This is a genomic window from Catonella sp. (assembly GCF_057250765.1).
This window is the reverse complement of record NZ_DBHIEC010000010.1, coordinates 28155-47505: the sequence shown is the minus strand read 5'-3', so window position 1 is coordinate 47505 and position 19351 is coordinate 28155. Positions and strand designations below refer to the sequence as shown.

Below are 19351 nucleotides of genomic sequence, written 5' to 3'. Positions count from 1 at the left end.
AATGGCTGAATTAGAAAAGAATGAAAAAACTGTAATAGATGATATAGATAGTTCGTTTTACGACTTTAGATATGACGAAAATGAAGAGGACTTCTTAAAGCTTGACAAAGGCTTAACAAAGGACATTGTACTTCAGATATCAAAAGAAAAGAATGATCCTGAGTGGATGCGCGATTTCAGGCTTAAGTCCTTAGACATATACAATAGTCTAAAGGTTCCTGCCTGGGGACCTTCAATTGATGGGCTTGATATGGACAAGATTATGACCTATGTTCGTCATAAAGGAGACATGAAGGGAAACTGGGAAGAAGTACCTGAGGACATCAAGGATACCTTTGAAAAGCTTGGAATACCTGAGGCAGAGAGACTTTCCCTTGCAGGAGTAGGAGCTCAGTATGATTCTGAACTTGTATACCACAATGTTCGTGAAGAGGTGGCAGCCCTCGGAGTTATATACACAGACCTTGAATCAGCCATGCATGGCGAATACGGCGACATGATACACGAGTATTTTATGAAGCTTGTACCACCTTCAGACCACAAGTTTGCAGCCCTTCACGGTGCGGTTTGGTCAGGAGGCTCCTTTGTCTATGTACCAAAGGGAGTTAAGGTGGACATACCTTTACAGTCGTATTTCAGGCTCAATGCCGCAGGAGCAGGACAGTTTGAGCATACACTGATCATAGTTGATGAGGGAGCAGACCTTCATTTCATAGAGGGCTGTTCAGCGCCTAAGTACAATGTAGCGAACCTACACGCAGGCTGCGTAGAGCTTTTTGTCAAGAAAAATGCAAGACTTAGATATTCTACCATAGAGAACTGGTCAAAGAACATGTACAACCTCAATACAAAACGTGCCATAGTAGAAGAAAACGGTGTGATTGAGTGGGTTTCAGGTTCATTTGGCTCACACGTATCCTACCTCTATCCTATGAGCATCTTAAAGGGAAACGGCTCAAGAAGTGAGTTTACGGGAATCACCTTCTCAGGAAAGGGACAGAACCTCGATACAGGTGCTAAGATGGTACACATAGGAGAGGATACCTCTTCTATCATCAATACCAAATCAGTATCCAAGGGAGGCGGAACCAATACCTACAGAAGTATGGTTACAGTCCGTGAAAGTGCAAAGCGCAGCAAGGCTTTTGTATCCTGCCAGTCGCTTATGCTTGACAGTGACAGCCGTTCCGATACCATACCGGCTATGGATATAAGAACTGACGATGCAGACATCGGACACGAGGCTAAGATAGGAAGAATCAGTGATGATGCAGTATTTTACCTTATGTCAAGGGGAATAAGCGAGGAAGAGGCAAGAGCTATGATAGTTAGCGGCTTTGCAAATCCAGTATCCAAGGAGCTTCCTCTTGAATATGCAGTTGAAATGAATAACCTCATTCAGCTTGAAATGAAGGGAGGTATGTAATGAAGTTTGAATTAAAGGGAGCTGTAAACTATCTTCCTGCCATAACCTATGGCAAGATGAAGAACAGCTATGCGGATATAGATTTTAACTATGAGATAAATAAGAACAATGATATAGACTTTAGACTTCAGGAGGGAGTAGACGTACTTGAAAGCGGTGCTCTTTTTGAAGAGATAGTAGCTAAGGCAGACTTTGTAAAGACAGGTATGGAGGCTCTTAACCTTGATTCAAAGTCAGGAGGAGACAGCCTTGAAGACGAGAACAGAAGAGATAGGGAAGTAAAAGATGCTCCATCTACAGATATAGTAAGAAATGCCATCAAGAAAGCGGGCATCCCTCTTAAGGTGATTACCACCAAAAAGGGAGTAAAAGTAGAAGAACCTGTTAAGATAACCTACAGGGCAGGAGAGGATAATTCCTTAAACAGTCATATTATCTATGTTAGTGAAGGCTCAGAGCTTACACTTATTGAAGTATTTGAATCTGAGAATACAGAGAACCTTCTTGGACTTCAGACCAGAGTGTATGTCTGTGAAAATGCTAAGGTTAAGCTTGTAAGGGTGAATCTACTCTCAGAGAGTACGGACCATTTTGATGATTTGGGCTTTCACCTTGAAAATGATGCAAAGGCTGAACTCGTACAGCTTGAGCTTGGCGGAAAACGCTCTTATGTGGGAGTTAGAACTGAGCTTGTAGGAAGAAAAAGTGAGTACAGGAGTGCCACAGGCTACCTTTGTAAGGGAGACAGCCTCCTTGACATGAACTTTGTTACCAATGAATGGGGAAAAAAGGTATCCTCAAACATGGATGCAAGCGGTGTACTTCTTGACAATTCCACCAAGGTGTACCGTGGAACCATTGATTTTAAGGAAGGTGCAAAGGGTGCAAGCGGCTTTGAAAAAGAAGATACCCTCCTTTTTAGCCCAAGCATTATCAATAAGTCAGTTCCTCTAATCCTCTGTCACGAGGAAGATGTAGAAGGTGACCATGGTGCTACCATAGGCAGAATAGATGAGAAGCTATTATTTTACATAAAGAGCAGAGGCATAGACGAAAAGGCTGCAAAACAGCTTATGACTGAGGCTTATATTAATGCAGTTACCGAGCAAATTGGTGATGACGAAACTGAAGGCAAAGTTATAAAGTATGTAAGTGAGGTTTTTAACGATGAGCAGTGATTTTAGGAAGGACTTTAAGTTTTTCAGGGAATATCCTGATTTAGTTTATTTTGACAATGCTGCTACAACCCAAAAGCCGGATGTGGTACTAGAAAGAATGGTAAGATACTATGAGAGCGAGAATGCCAATCCTCTCCGTGGTGTCTACGACCTTTCTGTCAATGCTACGACAGTTTATGAGGATGCAAGGGAAAGAACCGCTCGGTTTATTGGCGCTTCATCTCCTTCTGAGATTATATTTACAAGAAATGCAACTGAAAGCCTTAACCTTATAGCAAGAAGCTACGGAGAAGCCTTTATAAAAGAGGGAGAAGATATTGTGCTCACTGTTATGGAGCATCATAGCAACCTCCTTCCGTGGCAGGAGACGGCAAGAAGGACAGGTGCTAACCTGGTTTTTCTAACACCGGATAAGACAGGCTTTATATCAGATGAAGAAATAGCGGCAAAGATTACGCCAAAGACAGCACTGGTAAGCCTTGCACATATTTCAAATGTGCTTGGAAGAAGAAATCCTGTGGAAAAGGTAATAAAGGCAGCCCACGAAGTAGGAGCGGTTGTGGTTGTAGACGGAGCACAGGCAGTTCCTCACACAAGGGTGGATGTAAGAGAGCTTGATGCAGACTTTTATGTATTTTCAGGCCACAAGATGCTTGCACCTATGGGAATTGGGGTGGTTTATGGCAAGAAGAAGCTTCTTAACAAGATGCCTCCATTTCTTACGGGAGGAGAGATGATAGAGTATGTGGAGCTAGACTCTGCCACCTATGCAGAAGTTCCCCACAAGTTTGAGGCTGGGACTGTCAATGTGGGCGGTGCAGCAGGACTTCACGTTGCTATGGATTATCTTGACAAGGTTGGCTTTGACTGTATAGAAGAGACAGAGCTTAGGCTTACAAAAAGGCTTATTGAAGGAATGAGGGCTCTTCCTTATATCAATATCGCAGGCTCAGAAAAGCCTGAGGAACACCACGGCATTGTGACCTTTACAATAGATGATGTACATCCACACGATACTGCTTCAATCTTAAATGATGCGGGCATCTGTGTGAGGGCAGGACACCACTGTGCCCAGCCTCTGATGAAGTTTTTAGGCTTTAATTCAACCCTAAGGGCAAGCCTGTATTTTTACAACACAGAGGAAGAGGTTGACAGATTTTTAGATAGTTTGACAAAGATAAGGGGGTGGCTAGGTTATGGAGCTTAGAAGCATATATAACGAAATACTTACGGAGCATAACATGCATCCAAACAATAAGCACGAGATAGAGCATCCAACCATTGAGCTTAGAGGAGTGAACCCTAGCTGTGGTGATGATATTACACTTAAGCTTCAGCTGGATGGAGATGTTGTAGTTGACGGAGGCTATACAGGTACAGGCTGTGCCATTTCTCAGGCTTCTGCTGATATGATGCTGGACCTCATTATAGGTAAGGATAAGGAGGATGCACTAAGACTTGGTGAGCTTTTTATGGGCATGATAAAGGGTGACGTAAAAGAGGATGAAGCCCTTGAAGAGCTTGATGAAGCCATAGCACTTAGGGATATATCCCACATGCCTGCAAGAGTAAAGTGTGCGGTGCTTGGTTGGAGAACCCTTTCTCAGATGCTTGATAAGGAAGAAGAGTAGGTTTATTTTGGTACTGGTAAAATCAGGATATTTTTACCAATTAACTTGTACGACTTTCACAAAAATCAAAAATTAATTTCAACAAAGTTACATATTGCAATAATTGTGACAAACGTATATACTAATTGCATAAAGAAAAAGGAGGAGAGAATTCATATGGATAACTTTTTCAGTGCAGAAGACTTAGCGTTATTAAATGAAGAGCTTGAAGAGATGGAACATTCAGCAGTGGAAAAAGAACCGGAAGATACTGAAATGAATGCTTCAGCCAGAAGATATCAGGAAATAATAAAGAAACATAAGGGTGACTGTTAATTCAGTCCCCTTAGGTTTAACATATATTATCTAGAGTAATAGATTAAGAAGTTGTTAGGTGTTTCTAAAGCAATATATGAATTATTTTATTCAAAAAACAGCCAAACAGTGAAACTTAATAGCATTTAATCATTCTATTGTAAAATAGGTTCTTTTAGTGTACCCAAAAATCAGTTAAAGAGAGGTGATGTTTTATTGCAAGGGGGAATTCTTACTATTTATGATAAGGAAGAAGCTTATGTAGAGGCGCTTTCAGACTATCTCAATAAAAATATGGAGCTTGGGCTTGTGACTGTTGCCTTTTCAGATGCGGATAAGTTTGTTAAGCATATAGAAAGTGCAGAACCAGGTTTTGTTGTAGTTTGTGAAGGCTTTGACGTACATAGGATAGAAGGGAAGGTAGATAAAGACAGGATAATCAGCCTGGTTACTACCAGGGAGGACGACAAAAACGGACCTTGGATATTTAAGTATCAGTCAGCAAAAGCAATAGTAGGTGAACTTAGCTCAATAATTATGAGTGAAGATGAAGCATTGCTTGATGACAACAATATACGCATTGTATTTTCAACGAAAAGCAGTATAGAGCGGGGAGAGTATGTTAACCTCTTATTAAATGACCTTAAAAACAAAGGTTCAGTACTTTACATAGATATGGAACCGTTTAATGGCAGCAATGCAGGTAGAATGGGAACAGGCAGAGGTCTATCAGAGCTGATTTACTTTCTTAAGCAGGGTGGAGACAAGCTAAAGTGGAAGTTCAAATCTTTGGTTGAAAGAGAAGATATATCAGGCAGGATACTTCCTGTATCAAGCCCCTTTGACCTGGCAGAGCTGACAAGAGAGGATGCAAAGGAACTGTTAAATCTTCTTAATAAGCTTAGTGAATATGATTTCATTCTTATAAATCTTGGAATCATCTCACTTGCGTCATTTGAGCTTATGAAGGCATCAAGTCTTGTGGAAATAGTCGTAACTACTAAAGGGGGAGACAGAGAAAGTGCGGAGAATTTCATATCAAAGCTTAAGCTTATGGGTATGAAGGATGTAGAAAGAAGGGTTGAAATAGTAGAATTTGGAACAGACACTTGGATATAGAATTAAAGAAGAATTGCTTGAAAGACTGGATTTCTCAAGGGAACTATCTGATGAAGAGGTCTTAAACGAGATTGAAGAAAGAGTATTAAATCTAAATACAGAAGAATATCTAAGCATAACTGAAAAGAAAAACCTCTGCATAGAGATATTTAATTCTGTTAGAAGGCTGGGGGTACTCCAACAGCTGATAGATGATGAGAGCATATCTGAGATTATGGTAAATGGACCTGATAATATATTTATCGAAAGAGACGGACATATTCAAAAATTCGATGGAAAGATAGCTTCTGAGGAGGAGCTTGAAGATATCATCCAACAGATAGTAGCAAAGGTAAACCGTACCGTAAATGAGGCTGAACCCATAGTGGATGCAAGGCTTCAAGATGGTTCAAGGGTAAACGTGGTACTGCCGCCTGTTGCACTTGGCGGGGCAGTAGTTACCATAAGAAAATTCCCTAAGGTGCCTATGACAATGAAAAGGCTCCTTGAATACGAGACCTTATCAAAAGAGGCTGCTGACTTCATTAGGATACTTGTGGAAGCAGGCTGTAATATCATAGTAAGCGGTGGCACTTCCTCAGGCAAGACCTCCTTTCTTAATGCACTGGCTGATTACATTCCGAGGGAGGAAAGAGTAATCATAATAGAAGACTCAGCAGAGCTTCAGCTCTTTGGCATACCTAACCTGGTGCAGATGGAAACCAGAAATGCCAATGTAGAGGGAAGGGGAGAAATAGGCATAGGAGACCTTATCAAGTCCTCGCTTAGAATGAGGCCTGATAGAATCCTTGTAGGAGAAGTAAGAGACGGAAAGGCTGCAATCATGCTGCTTAATGCCTTTAACACAGGTCACTACGGAGAGTCAACCATACATGCAAACTCAGCAGAGGACACCATCTCGAGGCTTGAAACCCTTGTTCTTACAGGAGCCAACATACCCTTAGACGCAGCAAAGAGACAGATAGTCTCTGCCATAGACTACATAGTCTACCTGGGAAGGCTCAAAGACGGCAGGCGTAAAGTCCTTGAAATTAGCGAGGTGTATAAGGATGATGAAGGAAATATAGCACTTAATCAGATATTTGCATACGAAGCTGATAAGGGGATTATAAGGTGTGGTTCTCCACAAAGAATGTCTAAGTTTGAAATGGCAGGGTTTAACAAAGATGAATTATTTGGTATATAAAAGGACTAAGCTTGAATGGCTTAAGCTTATAGCCATCTGGCTTGCTATTTCTGTAAGTTTTGGCTTGCTTTTTTACCAATCTATAATGGGAGCTTTAGTCATTTTACCCTTTGGTATAGTTTTTGAAAAAGTGAATAGAAAAAGGCTTATAGAAAAGAGAAAAAACGAATTGTCTTCTCAGTTTGTAGAATTCTTACAGGTAATAATGACATCGCTAAAGGCAGGCTCATCTCTTGAAAGGGCAGTATTATCAGCCAGAGAGAGGCTATATAGTCTATATGATAGAGATTCTATGATAATAAAAGAACTGATATCTATGGAAAGCAGTCTCAAAATGAACATTCCCATAGAAGATATTTTATATGACTTTGGAAAAAGAAGTGGAATCGAGGACATAGACCAATTTGCAGAAGTCTGCAAGGTTTCAAAAAGGGCAGGCGGCAATCTTATAAAGGTTATGGAGCATACCATTAGGTGTATAGTGGATAAAAATGAGATGGAAAGAGAGATAACTGCCTTAATAAGCGGTAAAAAGCTTGAAAGTAAGTTTATGACAGCAATACTTCCTGCTATTTTATTATATCTAAACTTCTCAATGCCTGACATGATGAAGAGCCTGTATGATGGGGCACTTGGAAGAATCATAATGAGTGTGGTGCTTGTGTGCTATGGCTTCTGCTGCCTGTGGTTTGACAAAATAACTGATATAAAGGTGTGAGATGAGTATATTCAAATCATTTGATAAAAAACAAAGACTAATCATTATAATAGTGGCGGTAATATCCCTTCTTGGCATTATAGCAGGGATTGTCTATGACAGTGGGCTGACAAGAGTAGAACTCACCACTATTACCAGGCCAAAGCCGTATGAAGAAGCAGAGAACATAAGCTTTGGTGTAGAGGTAGATGGAATTAAAGCTGATGAAGAGCTTACCTACGAGGGACAGATAGGAGTTAAAAAGCTTGAAGAAGGAAAGATTGATGAATATCTATCCAAAACCTTGGATACTCTTGAAGCCAATATGTACAGGGAGGGAGAAGGGAAAGAGAGGGTGCTTACAGGGCTAAACATCCCGGTGAGGCTTGCGAATAACCCTGTAGACATCAGCTTTAGTACAGACGAGGGAGGTATATTACTTGATAACGGCGACCTAAACTTTGAGATGATTAAAGAAAAGCGGCAGGTAACTCTTAAGCTGACAGCGTCTTATGGGGAAAGGGAGATGAGCAGGAGCCTTGTAATAACCGTATATCCAATGACGCTTACTGAGGAGGAGAAGGTCAAGCTTGCAGTTAAAGAGAAGCTAGACTCTGCCCTTGCTGACGGAGAAAATGAGACTATTACCCTGCCGGCAGAAGTAGACGGAAAAAGAGTGAGGGCATATTTCCCTAAGGAAGAAATAACGGGAAATCTAGTAGGCTTTGCACTTGCAACTATCATTTGTCTTTTTGTAGTTTTTAACGAAAACAATAAAAGAAAGATTAGAGACAGAGAGGAGGAACTAAAAAATGGCTATACAGAGTTTGTGGGACGGTTTGTGATACTGCTTGGGGCAGGGCTTAATATTCCTGCTATATGGAGAAAGCTTGAAACAGGCTTTGCGTCCAATAAAAGCCTCACAGAAGAGATAAGGCTTACTCTATGGGAGGTTGGCAATGGCAAGACTGAAAGGGAAGCCTATGAAAACTTTGGTAAAAGGATAGGCGGTACACAGTATGCTAAGTTTGTGTCAGTGATTAACCAAAGCCTAAAGCTAGGCCAAGGACAGCTTTTATCAAGGCTTGAAGCAGAGTCGGAAGCGGCTATGTTTGAAAGAAGAAATAAAGCTAAGGTCATGGGGGAGGTGGCTGACACCAAGATGCTTATGCCTATGATGCTTCAGCTTGTACTGATTATGTTGATTATTATGGTGCCTGCCTTACTGGCAGTGTGAAAGGAGAAGATATGAAGATTATTGATAAGATGAAAACAAAGGCAAATGACTTATTCTACAGCTTAGAAGTAAAGAAAATGCTTGCAAAAGAGAGATGGGAAGAAGCAAAGGATGACAATAGAGGTATAGCGGTTATTGAGATTATCCTGATACTTGTTATTGTCCTTGGACTCATAATTATTTTTAGGAAGAACTTAAAAGAGATGATTGATGAAATCTTTCTGAAAATAAGGGGAAGCCAGAGGCAGATAGTGGCACCTATGCGCTAAGACTAAGGAGGGGAGAATGAGGGTTAAGGGAAGCATAACCATATTTTTATCTTTGGCTCTCCTCTTTGTTATAGCCCTAATAGGAAGCCTGCTTGAGTCGGCAAGGGTAACAGTTGCAGGGGAGATTGCCTTAGACAACTCTTACCTTGCTGAGCAGAACATCCTTGCCGAGTATCAAAGAGAGCTGTGGAATGATTACCATGTGTTTTTTGTAGACCTATCCTCTCTTAATGGAGAGGAGGGAGCTATTAAGCTTGCTAATTCTTATATGGCTAAGATGATGCCCGGTGGAAAAGGAGATTATCTGGGGACTACAGCCAGTTTTACAAGCCTTAGCTTTAAGGAAAATATGACAGAGAATGGCTGTTACTTCTTTGCAAAGCAGGCAGCGGCCTATATGAAGTACGGTGCGGCAGCGGGAGTAGGAAAGAAGTTAATTAACAATGCAAATCTCATTAAAACTGCGGAAGACGGTACAGACACCCTAAGAAAAGGCCTTAAAATCAAAGTAGAAGCAGAAAAGAAGCTAATCGAGCTTGAAAGAGAGAAGAAAAAGCTTGAGGAGAAGGCAAATGATATTAAAAAGGGTGCTGATAATGTTAGGGAGATAATAGGTGGTGAGGTAAAAGCACAGTCTAAGTCAGAGCCACTTGGGATAGAGGAGGCTAAAGGGCCAAAAGTACAGAAGTCAGAAGAGCAAAACCCGGTAGCCAAGAAGTTAGAAGCCCAGAAGTCAGAAGTACAAAAGGCAGAAGCAAAAAGGACTGAGGTGCAGAATGATACCCCAAAGTACACTGAAAAGGAAGTGGCAGATGCTAAGAAAAAGTACAAGGAAAGTCAGAAAAACCTAGATGATGCCACAGGAGATGGAAGTGCAGGAGGCACCTTAGGCTTCTTTATATCAGGAGATAAGAAGGTATCAAAGCGTAAGATAAGCGATACCTCATGGAGTGATGTAAAGACAGAGAAAGAGGAAAAGACAGACTTAGTAGAAAAGGGACTTTTGATTCTCTATGCTAAGGCACATTTTAAGAACTTTCTATCAAAGGTAAAGGAAGATGATAAAAAAGAGGCTCTTAGATATGGATTAGAGTACCTTATAGCCGGCAAAGAAAGCGATGAAGCCAATCTAAGCTCTGTAGCCAACAGAATATTTGGACTTAGAACCATAGTCTGGTATGGATATTTCCTTACAAGGAAGGATAAGATGGCTGAAGCAGAGGCTATTGCGGCGGCCATTGCAAGCGTGCTTGCACTTCCTGCTGCCATAGAGATAATAAAGTACGGCATTGTCATGGGCTGGTCGATGGACGAGGCAAGAAAAGAGGTAAAAAGCCTGTTAAAGGGCGAAGACATCCCTCTTTTACCAGGTAAATCAGAAGGGGTAAAACTAAAATACCAAAGCTTCTTAGATTCATTTCTTGTAATTGCCTCAGGCAAACTTCCTGTAAGAATGGTAAAGCTAATAGAGCAGAACATCAAGCTAAGATATTATCAAGGATTTAGGGCTGACAGCATGTATGCTGGGGTGAACGGTGAAGTAAGCGTAAAAACCATGCCAAGGATATTCAGGCTTGCCTTCCTCGATGGGATAGTTCAAAGAAAAACAGATAACTGGGAAGCAGGCTTAGAGTTATCGCAAAGCCTTTGCAGAGAGTAAAGGCTGCTGCAGAGTGCTCATATATAGTAATAAAGAAAGGAGTAGTTGTTGGTGGATCAGGAATAGTCGCCTAAACCACGCTAGAATATTTTGCTTTACCTTTTTTTGGTGAAAAACATTATCTTTTTTTTAAAATAAAATTTAAATCCCAATAAAAAGTAGAATCAAATAAACAAACAAACACCAAGTAAAATATTCGATTATATTTTATAAGTATATGAGCAGTCTGGAGCAGAAGAGATGAATTAAGATGAGGTAAGAAAGTGAAACAGTTAAAAGGAAGCCTCACTATAGAGGCAGCGCTAGCCATGCCGTTATTTGTACTAGCCATAACACTAATCATATTTTGGACAAGTTTCCTTCAGACTCAGGCAGAGTTAAGTGCAAGGGCGGCAGATAAAGCAAGAGAGATGGCAAGGCTTGCATACATAACTGAGGAAGAAGATGGCAATAGCCCTAAGCTTATAGAAATAGCAAAGGGAGAGCTTCTAAACGGTGCATATTTTGAGAGGCTTGCTGTAGCAAGGCCTTTTACGGGGAGGTATTACAGTGAGGCTGAGACAGATAATGCAGAAGATAATAGGATAGTATTTGTCACAAAGACAGGAGAGGTATATCATACAAGCAATATTTGCAGCCATATAAGTCTATCCATAAGGGAGGTAGACTATGCCTCGGTAAATAGCCTTAGAAACAAGGGTGGGGCAAAATACTACCCCTGCGAATACTGTGCAAAGGGGGACCTGACAGGGATAGTATATATAACTGATGAAGGAAACAGGATACATAAGGATAAAAACTGTTCCGGTATCAAAAGAAGTGTAAATACAATGAAGAAGGCAGATGCAGAGGCAGCAGGCTATAGGCCCTGCACAAGATGTGGGAGTGTACATGATTAACATAGTTTTATTAAGTTTACTGGGTGTAATAGATGCGGTGAAAAAAGAGATACATATTTTTATCATCCTGCCTATAGCAGCTATTTGGCTTATTACCTCGGTATATAACAACGGGTTGGATATCACTGCAATTGCTGCGGCTGCCATACTCATAGGCCTAAGCCTGATTACAAGGCAGGCATTTGGTATGGCCGATGCCATAGTCTTATCTCTTATTTCCTTTGAAAGCGGAGTGATGTACATGCTTATGGTATTTTTTCTTTCAGACTTATTATTTTTGGTATTTATCGTAGCAAGATATGGTTTTAGGCAAAGGAATAGAAGCTTTCCACTCATCCCATTTATCTGCGCCGTATATATCATAGCAAAGTTATTTCTAAAGGAGGCTGTATGAAGCTTAAAGGAAGTCTGGTAATAGAGGCGGCAGTTATATTTCCGACTGTCATTATAGCTATGTTTGCCATCATTTTCTTTGCGTATTACGAACACGACATAGTGGTTCTAAGAAGTGAAGTAAGAAGTGCGCTTATCAGGCATACAGCGGAAAATACAGAGGGAGAGTGGACTTTCTCTGAGAAAGGCAGGGAAACATTGTTTTATTTAACTTATGAAGACATGAAAAGCTATAAGTCAGGTGGGAAATGGCAGGTAAATGCAGATGTGGAATTCAAGATACTTCCATTTGTGTCTGAATATCTGGACAGGGATTTAACCGATGGAAGCTTTAAGGAAGAGTATAAAGAATATGTACCCGGAGAGTTTGTTAGAAGAATCGGGGCTCTGGAAAGCCTTAGTGATGAAGACTAGCACTTTGTAACGCGAAGCACTTGAAACAGACACATTTTGATAGGAATGGCGAAAAAAGTTAGATATAACAATTGCCTAGGCACAATAAGGTGGATGAGTAACAAGTTGGATGAGTAACAAGTTGGATGAGTAACAAGCTGGATGAGTAACGAGGTGACTTAGTAATAAGGTGGATGCACAAAAAGCGTATGCACAAAAGGAAGATGCAAGGTCAAGGCATTTGTATAATCATGGTATTTTATGGAGGTAGTTTGGTAAGATGGAGAATTTTAGCTATGTACAAGAAGGGGGAAGGAATTATCTTAAGTCAGAGCCTGTTGGAGAAGTGGACTACATTGTAGGGATGTTTGCTCACAATGATATCCCGGCTTTTGTCCCGGTTAGCTTTAAGAGCCTGAACCTTGAAAATTATTTTTGTTACAATATGAACGGACTTATACCCATAAACCAGAGCTTTGAGATGAATAAGCTGACAGCAGACAGGATAGAAGCCTTTTTACGCTCTATTATAAAAGTAGCAAAGAGCCTGGAAGAATTTCTCCTGCCCTTTGACAGACTAATTACTGATGAAGCCTACATCTATGAGAGCTTAGGCAAAAAAGACGAATTCTACTGGATATATGGTATTGATAGTGGGAACTGTACGTTTACAGGGCTGTTTGAGAGACTTCTTGACAGGGTTGACTATAAGGATGACAGTGCAGTAAAGATGATATATTCACTATATCAGGCTGCAAAAGAAAGTGAAGGTATGCAGAGAGTAAGTACAGGTGGAAGCCTCCAAAGGATAAGGGAAAAGGCTGAAGAGATACTCTCTGCCCCACATATGAGCCTTGATATGCGGGCCAGGGAGCTAATTAGGGCGGAAAATGAAAGAAACAGTATCAAGAGATTAAAGGATATTGAAACAGGAACAGGGGATAAGGCCTGCAGTAAAGAGATAGAAGGTGCGGACAGTATGGCAAGAAGATACAGGGCAGAAGCAGAGAGTAAGAAGGCAAGGTCACAAAGGGTAGACATAGAAGATACACCAAAAGCAAAGATCTCACTATTTAAGCAAAGACAGAATGAAGGAAAATCAGATAAGACAATGTTTGTTAAGTCAAAGCTTAAGAAGGTCTGGGATTATCTTAATGCCGATATAGGAAGTAAACCTGAAAAGCTTGTTGATCTACAGGCTGTGGGAGAGGATGAGATATCTTATAATGTGAGGGAGGTTAGACAGCCAAAGATTGAGGCAGAAGGTGATGTAAGTGAGGCTACCACCCTTCTTACCGGGGCTATGATAAGAAACGGCATATACTGCCTAAAGCCCGAAGATACTAACGAGGATAACATACTGCTTACAGAATTTCCATTCTTTATAGGCAAGTCCTGTGATAAAACACATCACACTATAGAGGACAGCACAGTAAGCAGGTTTCACGCAAGGATAGATAGGGAAGAGGAAGAGCTGTGGCTTACGGACCTTAACTCCACCAACGGTACCTTCTTAAATGGCATTAGGCTTATGCCTTTTGGAAGAATGAGGGTAAATAAAGGCGATTCCATAGTCATATCAAGAAAGAGATACGAATTTAAATACCTCGTCTAGCTTGTATTTTATACCTTAAAGCTATATACTTAATTCAATTGTTGATACAAATATCTATCACATAATATGATGTGGGTGTAAAAGTGCAGCTGTAACAATCCTGTATCATAGAGTGTCAGATGCTATCGACACATACATCATAGAATCAGGCTTTGGAGGTATGAGATGAAGAAGATAGTACTTACAGGAGGGGGAACTGCAGGACATGTAACCCCTAATATAGCACTTATCCCTGCACTTAAAAAAGAAGGCTATGAGATTCACTATATAGGCACCTATGACGGTATGGAAAGGTCTATGATTGAGAGCCTTGGCATCAACTACATAGGCATTTCATCAGGTAAGCTTAGAAGATACAAAAGCGTTAAGAATCTGACAGACCCCTTAAGAGTGCTAAAAGGCTTTGGCGAATCCCTTAAGATACTAAGGAGGCTTAAGCCTGATGTGGTCTTTTCTAAAGGAGGCTTTGTCACCGTCCCTGTGGTATTTGCAGCAAAGACCTGTAAGATACCTACTATCATCCACGAATCAGACATGTCACCGGGACTTGCTAACAGGCTATGCATACCAAAGGCAGAATATGTACTTGCAAACTTCCCTGAAGCCTTAGAAAAGCTCCCTAAGAATAAAGGTATATTATCAGGTACTCCTATAAGAGAGGAGCTCTTTGAGGGAGACAGAAAAAAGGGACTAAGGTTTTGTGGTTTTAGCGGAGAGAAGCCTGTCCTCCTGGTAGTAGGTGGAAGCCTAGGTGCCTCTGCGGTAAATGAAGCTGTTAGGAATATCCTTCCTAAGCTGACTGAAAGCTTTGATGTAGTCCACCTATGCGGCAAGGGTAAGGCTAAAGATGAGTATAAGGATGTAAAGGGCTACGTGCAATTTGAATACGTAAGTGACGAGATGAAGGACATATTTAAGATAACAGACATCGCACTTTCAAGAGCAGGAGCCAACGCTATCTGTGAGCTTTTAGCACTAAGGATACCAAATGTACTCATACCGCTGTCTGCTAAGGCAAGCAGGGGAGACCAGATACTTAACGCGGATTCCTTTAAGAAGCAGGGCTTTTCAGAGGTCTTATATGAAGAGGATATCACTGAGGAAGGACTGCTTGATATCATACTTAGAACCTATGAGAACAGACAGGAATACATAGACAATATGAAAAACAGCCCTCAAAAGGATGCGATAAATATCATAATGGAGCTTATCAAGAAACTGACAAAATCAGACTGATAATAAACTGGCTAAATGTGTGATAATCAGCTTATTTATAGCTGATTAAAAGTAGTTAAATCAGATATCAGATAAACCGCTATAAATACACTTCTACATGAAAAACAGTTGCTATGGAAAGCCTTGGAATATCCTATTCTAAGCGCCATAGCAACTGTTTTATTATAATCAAAGAAGCTTGTAAAGATGTAGTCATCAGTCTAACAGCAGTATGTCGAACTAATGCTATTTTGCTACAACTAACAGCTATAATAATTCAGCAATCTTCTTAGCAACCTCTGATGCCTCACCGTCCTCGTAGGAAGTAGGCTTCCAAACTATAGTGCAATCATCATCCTTAAAGCGTGGTATTACGTGTACGTGGAAGTGAAATACAGTCTGTCCTGCGGCTTCGCCGTTATTTTGAAGGATATTCACACCGTCACAGCCTGTGAGCTTCTTAAGTGCCACAGCCAGTTTCTTTGCCAGCACAAAAGCCCTGCTTACATATTCATCTTCAAGCTCATAGATATCCGCAGCATGTGACTTAGGTAAGATAATAATATGCCCCTTGTTGGCAGGGGCAGCATCCATTATTGCCCTTAGATACTCATCTTCATATACAGTAGCAGTAGGTATGTCTCCGTTAGCAAGCTTACAAAAAATACAATTTTCATCCTTCATAGTATCACCCTTTCAATCCTTATTGTTCTTTCTGAAACTGGAATATAGTATCAAACATCCTAAGTGTCTTAAAATTCCCCTTGGCAGCCAGGTCTCCCGACATAAATGCCCTCTGGAAGGTAATCTTTCCGGCTATTATATTGTCAAGGACTTCAGTGGTCGTCCTTGAAGAAACATCTGTATTGTCAAGCTCTCCATAGTAGCATTTTAGCTCATTTGAGTTCACTTCCACTATTATAGAGCGTGACTGGTCGGATAACTCTATCTTGTAGGTCGCCTTAAAGTCCTTCTGAGGCCTGAAGTGGTTTCTAAACTGCTTTATCTTGTCTCCCTGGTCAGTGCCTTCATTGCCAAGCATTTCCCTAAACATCTGAGAAAGCTCCTCTATGTCTTCCTTCTGCTTCTTCACATAGTTGTCATCCGATACATAGACAGAGAGCTGCTCACTCTCTTGCGGAGTGAGAGGAAGATTGCTTCCTACCACTGTGTTGCTCCTTATGGTTAACTCACTTGAAGGAAATACAGTTAGGTTTTGATTGATTGCCCTATAAAGGTCTTCAGCCAGCCTCTCTATCCTTCTTGTGTACTGACCGTTTAACTCAAATTCCGTATGGTCTTCCACGTAGGAGCTTATGCCCTGACAGGTCTTACCGCCAAGGATTTTCCAGGCTCTTATAAGGCTTAGATAAGATTCATCCTCACCAAAGGCTGTTGAAGTGACCACAGGCATCATGTAAGTACCGGCTATCTTTGACTTGTCTGCGTAAAGCCAGCAGGCATCAAGGAATTGCAGCATATAACCGCCTATTCCAAACCATTCAAGGCTTGAAGCAAGGATAATGCCATCAGCCTCCTTAAGAGTCTTTGGAAGCATGCTTATGCTGTTTTTCTCTTCATAGAGGTTATATCTCTTAACCTGTACCCTAAGCTCGTTAAGCACCTCAGTTATCTTGTCACATACATAGATGGTCGGGTCTTCTATGAGTCCCCGCCCGCCATAATAAATGTTAATATTCATGCCAAATACCTTCCTGACTGTCTGATTGTCCTGTTATGAGAAGACCGATTAAAAAGCCTGCAACAAATCCACCCAGATGGGCTATGTTGTCTGTGCTTGTACTTCTAAAGCCTGCATATAGAGAGAACAATGCAAACAGTATCATTTGTCTTTTTGTTATCGTCTTAAGCTTATCCCTGTATTTTACTACGGATGCCACAGAAGCCCCGATAAGGGCGAATATTGCGCCTGAAGCCCCAAGGGAGACGATTTCATTTCCCATATACATATTATAAGACAAAGAAGCTATGCTTGCAAGGATTCCGCCCAGAAAATACACCAAAGCAAAGCGGACTCGTCCTTCGCTGTCCTCATACCTTTTGCCTATTATGAAAAGAATAAACATGTTGTTTAGAAGATGGTCCAAATCAGCGTGAAGAAACATAGAAGTAAAAATCCTGTAGTATTCTCCGTGAAACTTAACTGCCATCCAGGAATTATCCAGGTGAGATATCACGTCTATTCCATTTTGAAGTAAAAACATATTTAGTATTATGTATATTACCACATTTAGCCCTATTACTATGAATGTTAACAATGTGTTCTCCTTTTAGATTTAATCTCATTCAAATATACCAAAATACAAGATGGGTTGCAAGTGAAACAGTCCTGTAAAAGTAAGAAAATAATCTCACAAAAAAATCTCGAAAAAGCAGGGAGGATACTTGTATTTCAAAGTGATTTAAGGTACAATATAGATGTTTGTTATTTGATTTATGGGATTGCCTGAGAGGTAATCTTTACTTTTGTTGGGCAGAAACAGGGAATGACTTTGTTTCTGCCTACTTTTGGCTAAAAAGGAGGAAGAATGAAAAGTAGGCTGCAAGTACTTGTGGTTCTGCTTTTTATTGGGATAGCCGGAGCGGTTTTTATGTTTTCCGGGAAAAATGAAGGAAAAGAGACAGGACTCGAGGTAGTAGAAGACATGTCCTCTGGCTCAGTTAACTACTCTAAGTCTGGTTATGAAGAGACTGCGACGTCTACACTTGTAGATAATAAAAAAGAAGCGTTTGCTAAGAACGGCCAGGGTAAGAGCGCAGACGTACAACCTACGGGTGAAGAAAGTCCGAATGTAGGGACCGGTAGAATCTTTGTCCATGTCTGTGGTGCCGTAAAAAAAGAAGGAGTCTATGAACTTTCTCCTGATGCAAGGGTGGTAGATGCAATCAGGGCAGCAGGAGGCTGTACGAAGAAGGCTGCAAGTTTTGGCATCAATCAGGCAGAGGCACTTAAAGATGGAGTGCAGGTCTATGTGCCAACAAAGGCAGAGCTAAAGAAAGAGACTAACGGTGCGGACAGAGTCCTCGCATCCATAGGAGTGGAAGGAGTGCATACAGGTCTTTCTTCACAGGGGTTGAACTCTGGTGAGGGAGGAGATGCACTTATCAATATTAACCTTGCCACCAAAGAAGAGCTTATGAAGCTAAATGGCGTGGGAGAAGCTAAGGCAGAGCTCATCATTACCTATAGGCAGGCAAAGGGCGGATTCAAGGACATTAAAGATATTATGAAGATTAAGGGCATTAAACAGAAGTTTTTTGATAAAATTAAAGATAAAATATGCATTTGAGTGACATCGTGAATGCTTATTAAACCAGCATTAAAATACGTATTTAACCGGTATTTAAATTATGCATTTAATTGGCATTTTAATTGGCATTATGGAAAGGATGGCAGTATATGGCAAGGAAGATTCTTGTTGTAGATGATGAAAAGCTTATTGTAAAGGGGATTAGATTCGGTTTAGAGCAGGATGGTATGGAGGTAGATGCCGCCTATGACGGAGAAGAAGCCTTGGAGTATGTGAAGGCTAATTCTTATGATATGATACTCTTAGACCTTATGCTCCCCAAGATGAGCGGCTTTGAAGTCTGCCAGCAGATAAGGGAGTTCTCAGATGTGCCTATCATTATGCTTACTGCCAAGGGAGATGACATAGACAAGATAATGGGGCTTGAATACGGCGCTGACGACTATATGACCAAGCCGTTTAACATACTTGAGGTAAAGGCAAGAATTAAGGCAATACTTAGAAGAAATGAGAAAAGTAAGGTAGTAAAGGAAGCATCAGGTAAGTCTGTATATGGGGATTTGTCAATAGACTTTGAGGGACGCAGAGTCTATATCAAGGATAACGAAATCAACCTTACAGCCAAGGAATTTGACCTCCTGGAACTTCTTGTAAAGGATGAAAATAAGGTCTACTCAAGAGAAAAGCTCCTTGACATAATCTGGGGTTCAGACTATCCGGGGGATGTAAGGACCGTTGATGTGCATATAAGGAGACTTCGTGAGAAGATAGAAGAGACACCGGGAGAGCCTAGATATATCCATACAAAGTGGGGGGTGGGTTATTATTTCAAGAATTAAACCGCTCATTCAGTTTGTAAGGAGCTTA

General features: G+C 40.9%; 21 protein-coding genes. 18 read left to right on the top strand and 3 right to left on the bottom strand.

What is annotated here, in order from left to right; all coding sequences use genetic code 11:
- Nucleotide 1 precedes the first annotated feature (1 nt).
- The 16 genes from sufB to ACO6HM_RS06630 all read left to right on the top strand — a co-directional run bounded on the left by sufB (nucleotide 2) and on the right by ACO6HM_RS06630 (nucleotide 15233).
- Nucleotides 2-1426, top strand: coding sequence for a Fe-S cluster assembly protein SufB (gene sufB / locus ACO6HM_RS06705; protein WP_485390352.1), 1425 nt, complete (start codon nucleotides 2-4; stop codon nucleotides 1424-1426).
- On the top strand, nucleotides 1426-2604 hold the full coding sequence (locus tag ACO6HM_RS06700; protein WP_485390351.1) for a SufB/SufD family protein: 1179 nt from the start codon (nucleotides 1426-1428) through the stop codon (nucleotides 2602-2604). Before sufB ends, ACO6HM_RS06700 begins: the two co-directional genes overlap by 1 nt.
- Nucleotides 2594-3811, top strand: a complete 1218-nt coding sequence (locus tag ACO6HM_RS06695) for an aminotransferase class V-fold PLP-dependent enzyme (RefSeq protein ID WP_485390350.1) — start codon at nucleotides 2594-2596, stop codon at nucleotides 3809-3811. The genes ACO6HM_RS06700 and ACO6HM_RS06695 overlap by 11 nt, the downstream gene beginning before the upstream one ends.
- A complete protein-coding gene (gene sufU, locus ACO6HM_RS06690) occupies nucleotides 3801-4235 on the top strand; it encodes a Fe-S cluster assembly sulfur transfer protein SufU (RefSeq protein WP_485390349.1) in 435 nt (144 codons plus the stop codon). Before ACO6HM_RS06695 ends, sufU begins: the two co-directional genes overlap by 11 nt.
- A gap of 156 nt (nucleotides 4236-4391) precedes the next feature.
- On the top strand, nucleotides 4392-4550 hold the full coding sequence (locus ACO6HM_RS06685) for a hypothetical protein (protein WP_208428563.1): 159 nt from the start codon (nucleotides 4392-4394) through the stop codon (nucleotides 4548-4550).
- 195 nt (nucleotides 4551-4745) lie between these two features.
- The gene (locus tag ACO6HM_RS06680) at nucleotides 4746-5648 is read left to right on the top strand and encodes a hypothetical protein (protein WP_485390348.1); all 903 of its coding nucleotides are present in this window, start codon (nucleotides 4746-4748) and stop codon (nucleotides 5646-5648) included.
- On the top strand, nucleotides 5626-6834 hold the full coding sequence (locus ACO6HM_RS06675; protein ID WP_485390347.1) for a TadA family conjugal transfer-associated ATPase: 1209 nt from the start codon (nucleotides 5626-5628) through the stop codon (nucleotides 6832-6834). Before ACO6HM_RS06680 ends, ACO6HM_RS06675 begins: the two co-directional genes overlap by 23 nt.
- Nucleotides 6815-7552: a type II secretion system F family protein gene (locus ACO6HM_RS06670; protein ID WP_485390346.1), complete on the top strand. Its 738-nt coding sequence runs from the start codon at nucleotides 6815-6817 to the stop codon at nucleotides 7550-7552. The genes ACO6HM_RS06675 and ACO6HM_RS06670 overlap by 20 nt, the downstream gene beginning before the upstream one ends.
- A gap of 1 nt (nucleotide 7553) precedes the next feature.
- A complete protein-coding gene (locus tag ACO6HM_RS06665; protein WP_485390345.1) occupies nucleotides 7554-8768 on the top strand; it encodes a type II secretion system F family protein in 1215 nt (404 codons plus the stop codon).
- Nucleotides 8769-8779: 11 nt separating this feature from the next.
- A complete protein-coding gene (locus ACO6HM_RS06660) occupies nucleotides 8780-9037 on the top strand; it encodes a Flp1 family type IVb pilin (protein WP_485390344.1) in 258 nt (85 codons plus the stop codon).
- 16 nt (nucleotides 9038-9053) lie between these two features.
- Nucleotides 9054-10697, top strand: a complete 1644-nt coding sequence (locus ACO6HM_RS06655; RefSeq protein ID WP_485390343.1) for a DUF5702 domain-containing protein — start codon at nucleotides 9054-9056, stop codon at nucleotides 10695-10697.
- 263 nt (nucleotides 10698-10960) lie between these two features.
- Complete coding sequence (locus ACO6HM_RS06650; RefSeq protein ID WP_485390342.1) at nucleotides 10961-11596, top strand: TadE family protein; 636 nt, start codon at nucleotides 10961-10963, stop codon at nucleotides 11594-11596.
- Nucleotides 11589-11990: a hypothetical protein gene (locus ACO6HM_RS06645; RefSeq protein WP_485390341.1), complete on the top strand. Its 402-nt coding sequence runs from the start codon at nucleotides 11589-11591 to the stop codon at nucleotides 11988-11990. Before ACO6HM_RS06650 ends, ACO6HM_RS06645 begins: the two co-directional genes overlap by 8 nt.
- The gene (locus ACO6HM_RS06640; protein WP_485390340.1) at nucleotides 11987-12403 is read left to right on the top strand and encodes a TadE family protein; all 417 of its coding nucleotides are present in this window, start codon (nucleotides 11987-11989) and stop codon (nucleotides 12401-12403) included. Before ACO6HM_RS06645 ends, ACO6HM_RS06640 begins: the two co-directional genes overlap by 4 nt.
- A 259-nt stretch (nucleotides 12404-12662) precedes the next feature.
- Complete coding sequence (locus ACO6HM_RS06635) at nucleotides 12663-13997, top strand: DUF6382 and FHA domain-containing protein (RefSeq protein ID WP_485390339.1); 1335 nt, start codon at nucleotides 12663-12665, stop codon at nucleotides 13995-13997.
- A 165-nt stretch (nucleotides 13998-14162) separates the two neighbouring features.
- Nucleotides 14163-15233, top strand: coding sequence for an undecaprenyldiphospho-muramoylpentapeptide beta-N-acetylglucosaminyltransferase (locus tag ACO6HM_RS06630; protein WP_485390338.1), 1071 nt, complete (start codon nucleotides 14163-14165; stop codon nucleotides 15231-15233).
- A gap of 246 nt (nucleotides 15234-15479) precedes the next feature.
- On the opposite strand, the gene ACO6HM_RS06625 is transcribed toward ACO6HM_RS06630, so the two are convergent.
- From ACO6HM_RS06625 to ACO6HM_RS06615, 3 genes are read right to left on the bottom strand one after another with little or no spacing between them, the layout of a single operon-like run.
- Entirely contained in the window at nucleotides 15480-15896 is a 417-nt protein-coding gene (locus ACO6HM_RS06625; protein ID WP_485390337.1) for an HIT family protein, read from the bottom strand.
- 19 nt (nucleotides 15897-15915) lie between these two features.
- Complete coding sequence (locus ACO6HM_RS06620) at nucleotides 15916-16914, bottom strand: SCP2 sterol-binding domain-containing protein (RefSeq protein WP_208428575.1); 999 nt, start codon at nucleotides 16912-16914, stop codon at nucleotides 15916-15918.
- A complete protein-coding gene (locus ACO6HM_RS06615; RefSeq protein WP_485390336.1) occupies nucleotides 16904-17491 on the bottom strand; it encodes a rhomboid family intramembrane serine protease in 588 nt (195 codons plus the stop codon). The genes ACO6HM_RS06620 and ACO6HM_RS06615 overlap by 11 nt, the downstream gene beginning before the upstream one ends.
- Nucleotides 17492-17761: 270 nt before the next feature.
- On the opposite strand from ACO6HM_RS06615, the gene ACO6HM_RS06610 reads away from it, so the two are divergent.
- Together ACO6HM_RS06610 and ACO6HM_RS06605 are read left to right on the top strand one after the other, a co-directional pair.
- Nucleotides 17762-18523 (top strand): ComEA family DNA-binding protein, encoded by a 762-nt coding sequence (locus ACO6HM_RS06610; RefSeq protein ID WP_485390335.1) that lies wholly within the window; start codon nucleotides 17762-17764, stop codon nucleotides 18521-18523.
- Nucleotides 18524-18633: 110 nt separating this feature from the next.
- On the top strand, nucleotides 18634-19323 hold the full coding sequence (locus ACO6HM_RS06605; protein WP_208428578.1) for a response regulator transcription factor: 690 nt from the start codon (nucleotides 18634-18636) through the stop codon (nucleotides 19321-19323).
- Nucleotides 19324-19351: the final 28 nt, after the last annotated feature.